17 protein-coding genes and 1 pseudogene are annotated in these 13,803 nt (G+C 72.9%); 1 reads left to right on the top strand and 17 read right to left on the bottom strand.

Annotation, left to right across the window (positions count from 1 at the left end; translation table 11 throughout):
* Positions 1-83: 83 nt before the first annotated feature.
* The 5 genes from ABZ873_RS15795 to ABZ873_RS15815 form a co-directional block, all read right to left on the bottom strand.
* Positions 84-626 carry a hypothetical protein gene (locus ABZ873_RS15795; RefSeq protein ID WP_360871174.1) on the bottom strand — a complete coding sequence of 181 codons (543 nt, stop codon included), beginning with the start codon at positions 624-626 and terminating at the stop codon, positions 84-86.
* Between the two features lie 24 nt (positions 627-650).
* Positions 651-1,061, bottom strand: a complete 411-nt coding sequence (locus ABZ873_RS15800; RefSeq protein WP_360871177.1) for a helix-turn-helix transcriptional regulator — start codon at positions 1,059-1,061, stop codon at positions 651-653.
* Positions 1,062-1,636: 575 nt separating this feature from the next.
* A complete protein-coding gene (locus ABZ873_RS15805) occupies positions 1,637-2,398 on the bottom strand; it encodes a putative protein N(5)-glutamine methyltransferase (RefSeq protein ID WP_360871180.1) in 762 nt (253 codons plus the stop codon).
* Positions 2,399-2,411: 13 nt separating this feature from the next.
* A complete protein-coding gene (locus ABZ873_RS15810; protein WP_360871183.1) occupies positions 2,412-3,656 on the bottom strand; it encodes a GNAT family N-acetyltransferase in 1,245 nt (414 codons plus the stop codon).
* A 129-nt stretch (positions 3,657-3,785) separates the two neighbouring features.
* The gene (locus ABZ873_RS15815; protein ID WP_360871186.1) at positions 3,786-4,364 is read right to left on the bottom strand and encodes an AmfC protein; all 579 of its coding nucleotides are present in this window, start codon (positions 4,362-4,364) and stop codon (positions 3,786-3,788) included.
* A 136-nt stretch (positions 4,365-4,500) separates the two neighbouring features.
* Between ABZ873_RS15815 and dtd the strand changes: the two genes are divergently transcribed.
* Positions 4,501-4,926 carry a D-aminoacyl-tRNA deacylase gene (gene dtd / locus ABZ873_RS15820; protein ID WP_360871189.1) on the top strand — a complete coding sequence of 142 codons (426 nt, stop codon included), beginning with the start codon at positions 4,501-4,503 and terminating at the stop codon, positions 4,924-4,926.
* A 21-nt stretch (positions 4,927-4,947) separates the two neighbouring features.
* Here dtd and ABZ873_RS15825 read toward each other — a convergent pair whose 3' ends face one another.
* The 12 genes and pseudogenes from ABZ873_RS15825 to ABZ873_RS15880 form a co-directional block, all read right to left on the bottom strand.
* Positions 4,948-5,916 (bottom strand): folate-binding protein, encoded by a 969-nt coding sequence (locus tag ABZ873_RS15825; RefSeq protein ID WP_360871192.1) that lies wholly within the window; start codon positions 5,914-5,916, stop codon positions 4,948-4,950.
* A 21-nt stretch (positions 5,917-5,937) separates the two neighbouring features.
* Positions 5,938-6,348 (bottom strand): transcriptional repressor, encoded by a 411-nt coding sequence (locus ABZ873_RS15830; RefSeq protein WP_360871223.1) that lies wholly within the window; start codon positions 6,346-6,348, stop codon positions 5,938-5,940.
* Positions 6,349-6,514: 166 nt separating this feature from the next.
* Positions 6,515-7,087 carry an FABP family protein gene (locus ABZ873_RS15835; protein ID WP_069921262.1) on the bottom strand — a complete coding sequence of 191 codons (573 nt, stop codon included), beginning with the start codon at positions 7,085-7,087 and terminating at the stop codon, positions 6,515-6,517.
* 304 nt (positions 7,088-7,391) lie between these two features.
* A complete protein-coding gene (locus ABZ873_RS15840) occupies positions 7,392-8,354 on the bottom strand; it encodes a hypothetical protein (protein ID WP_360871196.1) in 963 nt (320 codons plus the stop codon).
* Positions 8,351-9,196: a hypothetical protein gene (locus ABZ873_RS15845; RefSeq protein ID WP_360871199.1), complete on the bottom strand. Its 846-nt coding sequence runs from the start codon at positions 9,194-9,196 to the stop codon at positions 8,351-8,353. The genes ABZ873_RS15840 and ABZ873_RS15845 overlap by 4 nt, the downstream gene beginning before the upstream one ends.
* The gene (locus ABZ873_RS15850; RefSeq protein ID WP_360871202.1) at positions 9,193-9,864 is read right to left on the bottom strand and encodes a hypothetical protein; all 672 of its coding nucleotides are present in this window, start codon (positions 9,862-9,864) and stop codon (positions 9,193-9,195) included. Before ABZ873_RS15850 ends, ABZ873_RS15845 begins: the two co-directional genes overlap by 4 nt.
* A gap of 264 nt (positions 9,865-10,128) precedes the next feature.
* Positions 10,129-10,392, bottom strand: coding sequence for a DUF3099 domain-containing protein (locus ABZ873_RS15855; protein ID WP_360871205.1), 264 nt, complete (start codon positions 10,390-10,392; stop codon positions 10,129-10,131).
* Positions 10,393-10,510: 118 nt separating this feature from the next.
* A complete protein-coding gene (locus tag ABZ873_RS15860) occupies positions 10,511-10,801 on the bottom strand; it encodes a DUF1416 domain-containing protein (protein WP_030030422.1) in 291 nt (96 codons plus the stop codon).
* A gap of 54 nt (positions 10,802-10,855) precedes the next feature.
* Positions 10,856-11,701, bottom strand: coding sequence for a sulfurtransferase (locus ABZ873_RS15865; protein ID WP_360871208.1), 846 nt, complete (start codon positions 11,699-11,701; stop codon positions 10,856-10,858).
* A 199-nt stretch (positions 11,702-11,900) separates the two neighbouring features.
* Entirely contained in the window at positions 11,901-11,990 is a 90-nt protein-coding gene (locus ABZ873_RS15870) for an Ms5788A family Cys-rich leader peptide (RefSeq protein WP_350875872.1), read from the bottom strand.
* A gap of 155 nt (positions 11,991-12,145) precedes the next feature.
* The gene (locus ABZ873_RS15875; protein ID WP_360871212.1) at positions 12,146-12,862 is read right to left on the bottom strand and encodes a DUF2993 domain-containing protein; all 717 of its coding nucleotides are present in this window, start codon (positions 12,860-12,862) and stop codon (positions 12,146-12,148) included.
* 97 nt (positions 12,863-12,959) lie between these two features.
* A pseudogene (locus ABZ873_RS15880) lies at positions 12,960-13,803 on the bottom strand (hypothetical protein); the annotation flags it as partial.

The following is a 13,803-nucleotide window of genomic DNA, read 5'->3' on the forward strand; positions in this document are numbered from 1 at the left end:
GGCCGGGCACCAGAAGGGTGCCCGGCCCGTCATCGGCCATGCCGCCGTACGGTCATGCCGTCGTACGGTCATGCCCTCGCGGCTCAGCTCGCGTCGTCCGCGGTGACGGGGGCCTTCTTGGCCGGCGTCTTGCGCGTGGCGGCCTTCCGCGGCGCGGGCGCCGCGGCGGCGGCCGGCTTCGCGTCCGCCTCAGGGGCGGTCACCGGCTCCGGCTCGGGCTCGACGACGACGGCGATGTCGACGATCTCCTCGGAGACCTCGCCGCGCCAGGTCCGCACGGCCTGCTCGCCGTGCACGGCGACCTTGTCGTACGTCTCCTTCGCGCGCACCGCGTACTCGGCGGCCACGCCGACCCCGCGCAGCGCCAGGTCCTGGGCGGTCTCCCCGAGCTTCTTCGGGTCGATCGCGCCGAAGACCTCGGCGACCTTGGCGGTGACGGCGTCCTGCACGGCCTTCGGGTCGGTGTTCTTCACGGCCTCGATGCGCGCGGGGGCCTCGGCGCGCAGCTGCTCGATCAGCTCCGGCACCTTCTTCGCCTGCTGGACGGCGAGATCGGCGGTGCCCGCGGCGAAGTAGAGGGGAGTGGGGTCGGTGAGGGTCTTCTTCAGGTCATCGGCGATGGCCATGTGCTGGGTCCTCCCGGATCAACTTCAGTTCGTCTTCGGAGGCATCTCGTCGTCGGGCCCGCTTGCCGTATCGGGCACGAAGGTCCCCTCGAGCGCGTTCTCCTTGCGGAACGACTCGTAGATCTGGAGCAGCACCTGCTTCTGCCGCTCGTTGATGGACGGGTCCGCGAGGATGACGGCACGCGTCTCCACCTCGTCCCGGTCCCGCTCGTCCAGGATCCCGGCCTGCACGTACAGCGTCTCCGCGGAGATCCGCAGCGCCTTGGCCAGCTGCTGGAGGATGTCCGCGCTCGGCTTGCGCAGCCCGCGCTCGATCTGGCTCAGGTACGGATTCGACACTCCCGCCGCATCGGCGAGCTGCCGCAGCGAAAGCTGCGCCTGCCGCCGCTGTTCACGGAGGTACTCGCCGAGATTTCCGACGTTGAGCGATGCCATGCCCGCCATCCTCCCCCACCCCGCTAACTTTTGCAAGCAGACGCTTGCAACATCTCCCACCCCGCACGCGCGGGCATGACGGTGGCCGCGAGACAGCGTTCGCGCAGCTTCCGCTGGTACTCCGTGATCGACTCGTCTTCTCTCGTGCAGCGGGTTCGGGGCGGCCTGCGAGGTCGCCGCAGGCCATAACCCCTCGCGCCCCCGTCCGGTCGTGCGCGAGAGTAGGGGGATGCCTCAGCGTTCTGCCTTTGTCTGCCTGGGCTGCCGGGTCTCGCTCAAGCAGGCTCCGTACCCGCGGCGCGAGCGGCGGTGTCCGCGGTGCCGGGGGGAGTTGCTGCTCGCCGGGGATGCCTTCGCGGCGCCGGCTCGGCGGGACAAGGATGCCTGGCGGGTGGTCGGTGTGCTGTTGCGGGCCGGGGTCGGGTTCTCGCAGGCGTGTTGCGGGTGCGGGCCCGGGTATCGGCCGCGGAGTCTGCGGGAGGTGCGCGGGCGGCTGGCGCACGCCCGGCGGGCCGGGGTGCCGGCCGGGCGCGCCCTCACCGATCCGGAGCTCTGACCGCACCGAAGGCGCCCCCTCACGCCCTCCCGATCACCACCGTCGCGTGCCAGTCCTCCGAGGTTTCCGCGTGTGTCGTCAGGCCCGCCGAGGTGAGGGACGAGGCCGTCGACGGGGACTGGCGGGTGCTTGTCTCGATCAGGAGGTGGCCGCCCGGGGCGAGCCACCCCGGGGCCTCCGCCGCGATGCGGCGGTGCAGGGCCAGGCCGTCCGGGCCGCCGTCCAGGGAGATGCGCGGCTCGTGGTCGCGGGCCTCCGGGGGCATCAGGCCGATCTCCTCCGTCGGCACGTACGGGGCGTTCACCACCAGTACGTCCACCCGCCCCCGCAGCCCGGCCGGCAGCGCCCCGTACAGGTCGCCCTCCCACACCCGGCCGCCGTACGGGGCCACATTGCGCCGGGCGTACTCCAGCGCCGCCGGGTCGATGTCCGCCGCGTGCAGCTCCACCCCGCCCGGCGTGCGCGCCGCCACCGCCGCGCCCAGGGCGCCGACCCCGCAGCACAGGTCCAGTACCACCGCGCCCGGCCGGACCAGCTCCAGCGCCCGCTCCACCAGGAACTCCGTGCGCCGGCGCGGTACGAAGGCCCCCGCGCCCACCGCCATGCGCAGCCCGCAGAACTCCGCCCAGCCCACCACGTGCTCCAGCGGCTCCCCGCCCACCCGGCGGGCCAGCAGCTCCGCCAGGTGCGCCTCGTCCCGGGCGGCGCCGCTCAGCAGCTCCGCCTCCTCCTCCGCGAAGACGCAGCCCGCCGCGCGCAGTGCTTCCACCAGTGATCCCATGTCCACGCCCCCCTCAGAACATGTCCGGGCACCACGGCCGGCGCGCGGTCCGGAAGACCGCGTCCGCCAGCGCCGCCGCCCCGGGCCGCTCCTCCGTCAGCCGGCCGAGCGCGGCCAGCCGTACCGCCGACTGGTCGCCCAGGTACAGGCTGCCCAGCTCCGAGACGCCCAGCCGCAGGTCAGCGGGCTCCTCCGTACGCGCGCAGACGCCCGCGCCCGCGTCCAGCCGGTAGCGGCCGGCCGCCGGACCCACCTCGTCCGCCACCTCCAGTACGAGCACCCCGGGCACCTCGTACGTCCGCGCGCCCAGCGCCCGTACGACGTCCAGCACCCGCACCCACAGGAAGTCCGCGGAGGTCAGGACGCGGGCCGAGCGCGGGTCGGGCAGCAGGTGCGGCAGCAGGTCGTCGGGGGCGCGGAAGCCGGTACGTATCCTCAGCACCCAGTCGATGGAGCACAGGAAATGCCACAGCGCCCGCTCCGCCCGCGGGCTCACCGCCAGCAGGTCCACCACCTCGACGGTGTGCTGCGGGACCTTCGCGTCCGTCCAGTGGTCGTCGGAGGTGTAGACGGCGACGCCCTCCACCTCGCCCTCCGCCGACCGGTACACGGCGTGGAACTTCTCCTTGTACGGGCGGTGGGACATCTCCTCCACCCCCGTCGCCACGTTCCACCAGCGCTCGCCGCGGTCCACGGCCCCCGGCGTGACCGCCCGCAGCCGCTCGTGCAGGGCGGGCCCGAACCGGCGGAACTCAGCCGCGTCCACCAGGTCGATCCGCCCGCCGTCCGCCGGCCCCGACAGCCGCCGGTCCAGCCCGGTGCGCGGGACGTCGATCTCCCACTCGGTGAGCGCGGTGGCCGGCCCGAAGCCGTACCGCCCGTAGATCGGGTACTCGGCGGCGATCAGCGTGGCCAGTACGTCGCCGCGCTCCCGCGCCGCGTCGAACTCCGCCCGCATCATCCGCGTCAGCAGCCCCTGCCGGCGGTGCGTGGGCAGCACGCCCACGTTGGAGATCGCGGTGGTCCGTACGGCCGCCCCGCCGGGCACGGTCAGCTCCTGCGGGAAGGACCGGAAGGCGCCCACGCAGCGGCCGGTCCCGGAGTCGAAGGCGCCCTGGGTGCGGGCGAGGTCGTTGTACTTGGCACGCTGGGCGACATCGGAGTCGGTCACCCGGGTAGCGGTGAGGAAACCGGTGTGAACGGCCCGGAGCCAGTCGGGGAGTTCGGATTCGGCGATCGGCCGGACGTCAGCACTCATAACCGGCCACGCTAATCGCCCGGCCGACGCCGGTCGCCCGAATTTCCCCGCGCCCGTTCCCGGCGCCCCTTCCCCGCGCCCGTCCCGGCCCCCGTCCCGGCCGCCGCCGCGCCGCCCCGACGCCGCCTCCTACGCCAGCAGGTCGTCCACCTGCGCCTCGCCCTCCCGGTAGCGCCGGGTGATCTCCGCGCTGCACTCGTCGGCCGTGCGCTGGAGCTGCTGGCGGCGCCGGGAGACCTGCTGCTCGTAGCGCACGAGCCGCGCCATCGCGTCGTCCAGCTCGCCGTCCGTACGCGCCTCCAGGTCCGACAGCTCGACGTCGGACAGCATCTCCGCCGCCAGCAGCCGGTACTCCTCGCTCTGCGGGGTGCCGAGCGTGACGTGCCGGGCGGAGGCGCTGCGGCTGGAGGGCGCGTCGGCGAGGATCACCGAGAGCCGGTCCACCACCGGCGCCTCCGGATCGGCCCGCCGGGCCACTTCGGCCCGCAGGATGTCGATACGGCCCTGGAGCAGCCTGCGTACGTAGCTCAGATCGGCCTCGTCGCGCTGCGCGTCGCGGCGCTGCGCCCGCAGTTCGGGCAGCCCGAGCGCCGCACTGGGGGACGGCGCCGGCCCGGACGTCTCGGCCGTGCGCTGCGCGGGCGGTCGTACCGCGGCAGCCGCGACGGAGGAGGCTGATGCAGGTACGGAGGTACCAGAAGTATTCATGCGTTCGGGTCCGTCCCCTCGACCGGTGCGGCGCGCCCGCACCGCCTGCGTGCATCGTGCCACTCTCCGTGGCCCGGGTGCAGTCCCACTCCACCCGATCGGCCCCGGACGGGTGCACGCCTGATACACAGGTCGTATGCGAGCAGTGGTGCAGAGGGTGGACGGGGCGCGGGTCGACGTCGGCGGGGAGACCGTGGGCGAGATCACCGGCGAGGGCTTGTGCGCGCTGGTGGGGGTGACCCACGAGGACACGCCCGAGAAGGCGGCGCAGCTGGCGCGCAAGCTGTGGTCCGTGCGGATCCTGGAGGGCGAGAAGTCCTGCAGCGACATCGGGGCGCCGCTGCTGGTGATCTCCCAGTTCACGCTGTACGGGGACGCCCGCAAGGGCCGGCGCCCCACCTGGAACGCGGCCGCGCCCGGCCCGGTGGCCGAGCCGCTGGTGGACGAGGTCGTGGCGCAGCTGCGCGCGCTGGGCGCGACGGTGGCGACGGGCCGGTTCGGGGCGGACATGCGCGTCTCGCTGACCAACCACGGCCCGTTCACCCTCGTCATCGGCGTATAGGCGGTACGGGGGCGGCGCCGCTCAGGGCGCCACCACCACCTCCTGGGCGGCGGCCGTGTGCCCGGCCAGCAGCGGGGCGTCGACGGGGACGTTCCGCTTGACCAGGGCGAGCGCGATCGGGCCCAGCTCGTGGTGGCGGACGGCGGTGGTGACGAAGCCCAGCTGGCGGCCCTCCGCCCCGTCGGCGGCGAGCCGGACCGGGGCGCCGTGCGCCGGGAGGACCACCTCGGAGCCGTCCAGGTGCAGGAAGACCAGGCGGCGCGGGGGCTTGCCCAGGTTGTGGACGCGGGCCACCGTCTCCTGGCCGCGGTAGCAGCCCTTCTGGAGGTGCACCGCGGAGCCGATCAGGCCCAGCTCGTGCGGGATGGTGCGGTGGTCGGTCTCCAGACCGAGCCGCGGCCGGTGTCCCTCCACGCGCAGGGCCTCGTACGCGAGGAGGCCCGCGGCCGGTCCGTGCGCGGCGGCGAAGGACTCCAGCCCGGCGCGCGGCACGAACACGTCCCGGCCGTGCGCGGTCTCCCGTACGACGCACCCCTCCGGGACCTCCGCGATGGAGCCGGCGGGCAGGTGCACGACCGCGAACTCCTCGGTGCGGTCGGTGACGTCGACGCGGTAGAAGAACTTCATCGACTCCAGGTAGGCGATCAGCTCGCCCTGCGTGCCCGGCTCCACATGCGCCCAGGTGGTCTCGCCGTCGTCGACGAGGTAGAGCGCGTGCTCGATGTGGCCGTTCGCGGAGAGGATCAGCGCGTCGGTGGCCTGCCCGGCCGGCAGCCCGGTGACGTGCTGGGTGATCAGCAGGTGCAGCCAGCTCAGCCGCTCGGGGCCGGTGACGGTGACGACGCCCCGGTGGGAGAGGTCGACGAAGCCGCGCCCGTCGGCGAGCGCGCGCTGTTCGCCGTACAGCTCGCCGTAGTGGGCGGCGACGCCCTCGTCGCGGCCTTCGGCCTGCACGGCGCCGGGGAGATGGAGCAAGGGGCTGCTGGTCATGCGACCAAGCCTACGACTCCGCTACGCGGACGCGGCACGCTCCTCGGCGGCGCACTTCTTGCACAGCCCGAAGATCGCGAAGTGCTTCATGTCGGTCTCGAAACCGAAGGTGGTACGGAGCTTCGCGGTGAACTCGGCGGCGATGTCCACATCCGCCTCGATGACGTCCGCGCAGTCGCGGCACACCAGGTGGATGTGGTGGTGGCGGTCCGCGAGGTGGTAGGTGGGGGCGCCGTGCCCGAGGTGGGCGTGCGAGACGAGCCCCAGCTCCTCCAGGAGCTCCAGCGTCCGGTACACGGTGGAGATGTTCACGCCGGAGGCGGTCTTGCGGACCTCGGCCAGGATCTCGTCGGGGCTGGCGTGCTCCAGCGCGTCGACGGCCTCCAGCACCAGCTGGCGCTGCGGGGTCAGCCGGTAGCCGCGCCGGCGCAGGTCGGTCTTCCAGTCGCCGCCGCCGGGGCCGTCGCCGCTGCCGGGGCTCCCCGCGCTCTCGGTGCTCTCGCCGCTCTCGGTGCTCACCACCCGGCCAGTGTAAGCGCGCGAAGGGGACCGCGGGCCGGCCGCGGTCCCCTTCCCGGGCTGTCCGTGGACGCGGGGGTCAGCGGAAGAAGGCGATGCCGTCGTCCGGCATGTCGGGGAGGTTGCGCGCCATCTCGGCGACCTCCTCGGGCGTGACGACCTTCTTCAGCTGCGCCGACATGTACGGACGCAGCTCCACCTCCGGGGTGGCCTTCTCGCCGACCCACATCAGGTCGCTCTTCACGTAGCCGTAGAGCCGCTTGCCACCGCTGTACGGGCCGGAGGCCGCGGTGCGGGCGACGGCGTCGGTGGCCAGGTCGATCTGCGGCTTCTGGTCGGCGAGCTCGCCGTACCAGACCTCGACGACGCCCTGGTCGCGGACCATGACGATCTCGACCTTGCGGTCCTTGTCGATGCGCCAGTAGCCGGACTCGGACTCCAGCGGCCGCACCTTGTTGCCCTCGGCGTCGAGGACCCAGGTGTGGGAGGTGTACTCCAGGAAGTCCCGGCCGTCGTGGCTGAAGACGACCTCCTGGCCGAAGTTGCACTTCTCCTCGCCCGGGAAGTCGAAGACGCCCGCGCCCTCCCAGTTGCCGAGGAGGAAGGCGAGGGGGACGAGGCCCGGGTTCAGGTCGGACGGGATCTGGATCATGGTTGGCAGCTCAGGCGATCTGTGGGAGGGGTTCCGGGGCGGTCAGCCGAGCCGTGGCTCAGCGCTGACCCTGGTACAGCTTCTTGACGGCCAGACCGGTGAAGGCCATGACGCCGACGCAGACCAGGACCAGCAGGGAGGTGAAGACTGCCTCAAGCACGGGGTGCTCCTCGGAATCGTTTCGGGGCGGTACGGGGCCGGTCCCCAAGCCTACTGGCCCGGGGACCGGCGCACTCTGCGAGGTGGTCCGAACCGGCTGCGGCCGCGGCGGCGGCGACTGCGGTGGCCGCCGGCTCGGCTCGGCTCAGCCCAGCAGCTGGCTCTGCAGGATCACCGTCTGGTGGAAGGGCACGGGCGCCACCTCGCCCTTGCGGGTCTGGAGCACCACCCCGAGGACATCACCCGTGCGGAGGCAGCCGACCTTGGTCTGCTCCTCGCCGCTGACCGGCTTCATCTCCTGGTAGACGCTGAGGTCGGTGCCGTCGAAGTTCGCGGCTCCGGGGAAGTCCAGCGCGGTGCTGTTCATCTGCGTGTTCTTGGCCTTGCTCCAGACGTCGTCCAGGTCCAGGGCCGAGACACCGGCGAACTGCGCGTTGCTGTCGCAGCCCTTGAAGGCGTCGGCGAAGCCGGAGGCGTGGAAGCGCAGCAGGTAGACGTGCGTGCGCGTGCCGTCCGGGGTGGTCCAGCCGCGGCCGGCGATCTGCCGGAGCCCGTCCCAGGTCAGGGAGTTCTTGAGCTTCTCCCGGGCCTCCGGCGCGTACTCCTCCAGGAAGGAGTCGACCGGCACCAGGCCGTCCTTGTCCGCCTTGACCGCGCTGTCCGCCTTCGCCCCCGCGGGGGCGGGCAGCAGCAGGGCGGTGAGCGGGGCGTAGTGCGTGCCGTCCTTGTTGTCCGGGCCGTGCGCGAGCGGGGCGCCCGCGGGCAGGGCCGGCTGGGACAGCTTCGGGTAGGCCCAGCGTCCGTCGCCCTCGGTGGCCAGACCGGGAAGGTCGGTGCGCTCGGCCACGGTGAGCCCGTACGCGACCCCCGCGCCGACGGCGGCGAAGACGGCGACGGCGGCGCCCCACCGCAGGGCGGCGCGCAGCGCCCGCCGGTCCTTGGGCGGCGCGGGGGCGGTCTCCGGCGCGGCCGCCGGGCGGGGCTCCGGCGCGGTCTGCGGCGCGGGCGTGGTCGCGGCCGTGGGGGCGGCCGTGGGTGCGGGCGCCGCCTCGGGGGCCGTGGGGACCGCCTCGGTCTCGGGGCCGGTGGTGGTCTGCTCGCTGCTCACGCGGACTCCCCGGGGGACTTGAGGTGGTCGAGTTGCTGCTTGAAGAAGCTCGCGGCGTCCTTCGCCGTGAAGCCCTTGGACCCGTACATCCGGAAGTTCACGAGGACGTCCCCGGCGACCGCGACGCAGTCGACGGCCTCGATCTTCTCCTTGCCGTCCTTGCCGCCGCTGAGCGGGTCGGCCCCGCACTTGGCCTGCGGGTGGCCCTCCACCGCGGGTGCCTGGCGGCCGTTGGTGGTGAACTCCATGAACTTCTTCGCGATCTCGCCGAACCTGGCGAGCTGCTGCGGGTCGGCCTGGAGGAGCGTGACCTCGGCGACCGCGGCGCCGGTGCCCTCGCCGCGGGCGTAGCTGCGCCCGGCGACGCCCTTGACCTTGAGGTCCGCGAACATCTTGTCCCGCTCGGCGCGCTGGCTGCTGGACAGGCCCGTACGGCCCTCCTTGAAGGTCTGCAGCGCCTTCTCGCCCGGGATGAAGAAGTCATGGCCCTCGGCGTCGATGTCGGGGCCGGGCCAGTAGTCGGCGGGCAGCGGCAGCAGCTTGCCGGTCAGCTCGTTGGGCGGCACGGACGGCACCGGGGAGGGGGTGCCGCCGGTGGTGTGGTCCTCGGCCATCCAGTACCGCGTCGGGGCGCTCCGGTCGGCGCCCGCGAGCACGACGGCACCGGCGACGCCGCCGCCCGCGAGGACGACGACCGCCACGGCCGCCGCGACCAGCGCGAGCTTCCCGCGCTTCTTCGGGCGTACGGACTCGGCCTCGGGCGCTACCGCGGGCGCGGGTGCCGCCTCGGGCGCGGCCACCGGCTCGGGCGCGGGCTCGGTCGTGTTCCGCTGCTCGCTCACAGCCGCTCCATCTGTCGCTTGGCCACGTCGGCCAGGGCCTTCTCGTCGATCTCGCCGCGGTTGTTCGTGTACTCCACGAGCATCACGAGGTCGCCCCGGCGGACCAGGACCCGGCCCTGCCGGACCGGCTCGTAGCCGGGCTCCACATGTGCCTTGGAGTCCACCCACAGGCGCCCGAAGTCCGCCGGGACACCCGGGAACTCCTTGCCCGCGTTGCCCGCGTAGTCCTTGTTGGGCATGTAGTCCACGATCCCGGCCTGGAAGCCCTCGGCGCCGCCGCGGTCGCGGAAGCGGAGCAGGTGGATCTCAATGAAGTTGCGGTCGTTCTCTGCCCAGCGCGTGGTGGCGATGTCCTTGATCTGGTCCCTGATCAGCCCGCCGACCGCCTCGGAGGGCTCCAGGTACCACTCCGCGGAGAAGACGTCCGCGGAGACGGGCCCGGAGAAGGCTTCCTGCGCGCCCCCGGGGACCTCCACCAGCTTCTTGGCCAGGTCCTCGTCCGCCGCGTGCCAGCGGTTGGCGTTGATCGAGCGGCGGCTCGTCGCGTCGTTCACGGCGGCCGGCTTCGCGCCGTCCATCGCCTGCTGGGCCAGCGGCGGCAGCGGAGTCGGCTCGCGGTGGTACTGGACCGCGTACCCGGTGACCGTACCGGCGAGGACGCCGAGCACGGCCGCGCCCGCGATCAGGAGCGCCGTGCGCCTCGCTCCGCGGCGCGGGGCCGCGGGAGCGGCAGTGCCAGCAGCAGTGCCAGCGGCAGCGGCCGGTTCCGGTGCGGTCTCCTCCCCTTTCCGCTCCTCAGGGATGATCTGTTCCTGTTCCAAAGGGGTCCCCCACAAGCCTGGAGCGCGGGTTGGTTACCCGCGCGTACCCATGACCCGCCCCGGAGGGAAGCAGTTGTACGGCCGGAGATCACAGTCTCGTCTCGGCAGGTTTCAGTCCTCGCGGCGCCGTTTTCCGTCCAGTTCGTCCCACCACTCGTCGGACTTCGGGTCCCCCGAGGGGTCGTCCCACCAGCGGTCGTCCGGGCCGCGCCGGTTCGCGACCATCGCGGCGACCGGCGGGATGACCATGGCGACCACGCACATGGCCACGGCCGCCTCCACCGACCACAGGCGCACGAAGGCCCAGGCGGAGACGAAGAGGAACAGGCATCCGCCCATCAGCAGGAAGTAGGCGCGCCGGCGCCGGGCGTACATGCCTCCAGGGTAGGACCGCACGCGGACGGCGCGAAGGGCCGCACCCCGTTCCAGTGGCGTCCAACCCCCGGGGGTGCGGCCCTTCGGCCGTTCGATCAGGCGATCACACGGGCGGTGCTCAGACCGCGATCGCCACATCCGTCACGCCGCCGGCCTCGGCGACCACGACGGCACGGTCCGCCTGCGCACCCGGGACGAGCGCGCGCAGCGTCCACGAGCCGGTGGCGGCGTAGAAGCGGAACTGGCCGGTGGCCGAGGTCGGGACCTCGGCGGTGAACTCGCCGGTCGAGTCCAGCAGCCGCACGTAACCGCTGACGGGCTCGCCGTCCTTGGTCACCTGGCCCTGGATCGCGGTCTCACCGGGCTTGAGGGTCGCGAGGTCGGGCCCGCCGATCTGTGCTCCACACATGTTCTCTGTCCTGTCCTGGAGAGGTCGTTCTACGAGGGCTTCGCGCGCCCGGGATTACTTGTTGGGGCCGAGCTCGATCGGCACGCCGACGAGCGAGCCGTACTCGGTCCACGAACCGTCGTAGTTCTTGACGTTCTCCTGGCCCAGGAGCTCGTGCAGCACGAACCACGTGAGCGCGGAGCGCTCACCGATGCGGCAGTAGGCGATGGTGTCCTTCGCCAGGTCGACCTGCTCGGCCTGGTAGAGGGCGGTCAGCTCCTCGTCGGACTTGAAGGTGCCGTCGTCGTTGGCGTTCTTCGACCACGGGATGTTGCGGGCGCTCGGCACGTGGCCGGGGCGCTGCGACTGCTCCTGCGGGAGGTGCGCCGGGGCGAGCAGCTTGCCCGAGAACTCGTCGGGGGAGCGGACGTCGACCAGGTTGAGCGAGCCGATCGCGGCCACGACGTCGTCGCGGAAGGCGCGGATGGAGGTGTCCTGGGCCTTGGCCTTGTAGTCGGTGGCCGGGCGATTCGGGACGTCCTTGCCGTCGACCAGGTCGCGGGAGTCGAGCTCCCACTTCTTGCGGCCGCCGTCGAGGAGCTTGACGTCCTGGTGGCCGTAGAGCTTGAAGTACCAGTAGGCGTAGGAGGCGAACCAGTTGTTGTTGCCGCCGTAGAGGACGACGGTGTCGTCGTTGGAGATGCCCTTGGCGGAGAGGAGCTTCTCGAAGCCCTCCTGGTCCACGAAGTCGCGGCGGACCGGGTCCTGGAGGTCGGTCTTCCAGTCGATCCGGACGGCGTTGGTGATGTGGTTCTTGTCGTAGGCGGACGTGTCCTCGTCCACCTCGACGATGACGACATTGGCGTCGTTCAGGTGGGCCTCGACCCAGTCGGCGTCTACGAGGACGTCGCTGCGGCTCATGGTGTTCTCCTCCGGGGCAGTGTGCGGCGGGGCGGTGCGGTGGCGCTGTACGCGGTGCTGCGTGCGCTGGTGCTGCGTGCCGCGGGTGCGCCCGACATCCCGCGCGGGGAGGCGTCAGGGGTCAGGAGGCGGTGCGGTCACGCGGGGAAGGGGCCTGGTGGGGCCGTCGTCCGGCTGATGGAGCGGATGCGCTCACAGGTCACATGGATCGACAGAGCATGGCGGCGACGCGACACAGGTCGACTGCCCGTCGCTTCGTGAGGTCCGCCTGCTGATGCTTCATAGCCATGGATCGTAGGGACGAATCGGCCGCCCTGTCACCGGTGTGTCATATTCCGAGACAGGATCGTCCGCATGGTGGGAAGCGGAGCGGTGGAACGGCGGTCCCGCCGCCGCGCGGAGCCCCCGTACGGCCCGTCCTTCTGCGGATCGGACCGCGCCGTCTCACGATCCGGCCAGCACCACGTCCGTGCCCTCCAGGGTGAGGTGCACACCCGACTCGTCCGAGGTCAGCGCCGACAGGTGCAGGCCGGCGGGCAGGCCCGTGTCCAGGCTGCGGTCGAAGTCGGTCTTGCGGCGGATCAGCGACTCGACGCCGGGCACACCCTCGCCCGGTACGGAGTCCGCGCGCACCCGGACGATCTTGCCGCCCTTGCCGTCGGCCGCGTCCTGGAGGGTGACCGTGGAGACCACGCTGTGGGTCAGGGTCCGGCCCAGGATGTCGACGGCCGCGGTGACCTTGACCTTGCCGGGGGCCCCGCCGTAGGAGAGGGTCGCGCCGGACTGGGAGGCCGCGGTCAGGTCGGCGTACGAGATGAGGCCGGTGCCGGTGGCGCGGCGGGCGGTGCCGCCGGTGTAGTCGCCGTTCAGCTTCACGTCGTGGAAGCTGGCGTCGAGCCGCGAGAGGCGGGTCTTGCGGCCCTCGGCGGTGAACTCGACGCCGCGCAGGCCGAGATCGACCTGTTCCAGGTCATGGCTGAGCGCCTGCGTGAGGAAGGGGAAGCCGCGGATGTCCACCTCCGCGGTGCCCGACTGCCCCTGCCGGGCCTGTATCCGCTCGGCCAGCCGGTTCTCGGCGTACGAGGCCGCCCACCGGTCCGCGCCCGTGAACAGGGCGCCCAGCACCACTCCGACGATCAGAACGACGCGCAGGATTCGCACGTGCCACTCCCCCTACTAATCGGTACGTCCGGTCTAGTGGACCATGCTCGTACTCGGGGAGGCCGGAGGCGCGGGCGCCCCGTACGGGAGCTGTGGGTCAGCCCACCACCCGCCCGATCAGGTAGACGGCGGGGGCGGCGGCCGCGAGCGGCAGCGCGACACCGGCCGTCATGTGCACGAACTTCGACGGGTAGTCGTACGCCGCCACGCGCAGCCCGATCAGCGCGCACAGCCCGGCTGCGAGGCCGAGCAGCGCCCCGCCGACGCCGACGGAGGTCATGCCGCCGACCGCGACACCGGCACCGGCGGCCGCGGCCAGGGACACGGCGACGGAGGCGGGGGTGGGCAGCGGGAGCGCGCGTACGAAGACGGCGACCGCGACGGCGGCGGCTCCGACGCTGACGGCGGCGGAGCCGGCGGCGAGGTAGCCGGCGCAGATGATGGCGAGCGCGGCGGAGGCCACGGAGGCCATCAGGCCGTACATCCGCTCGTCGGGCTCGGCGCGGCTGCGGAGCTGGAGCACGAGGGTGAGCAGGACCCAGGCTCCGAGGGTGCCGACGATGGCGCCGGCGCCGTTCAGGGCGTCCACGGCGAGCACGGCGGCGTCGGCGGCGAGGGCGCCGGCGAAGGCGAGGGCGATGCCCTGGCGGGCGGGCCACATGCCGTTGAGCCGGAACCAGCCGGCCGCGGTGAGCGCCTGGAGCGCGATCAGCGGCACGAGCAGCGCGAACTGCCCGAGGGCGGCGGCGAGCGCGAGCAACAGCCCGAGCGCGGCGGTCAGCAGGGCCGACTGCGGCCCGGGATCGATGATGGGCGACCGCCCCTCGGCCCGCGCCTGCGCGGGATCGACGGCGCGCACGGTGTTCCCCCCGAGCGTGGGCGGCGACCACGCGGCATCGCCGCCGCCGTCGCCGCCGGGGACGGCGCGCCCGCCCCCGCCC

Source organism: Streptomyces sp. NPDC047014 (assembly GCF_040644195.1).
Classification (GTDB): Bacteria; Actinomycetota; Actinomycetes; order Streptomycetales; family Streptomycetaceae; genus Streptomyces.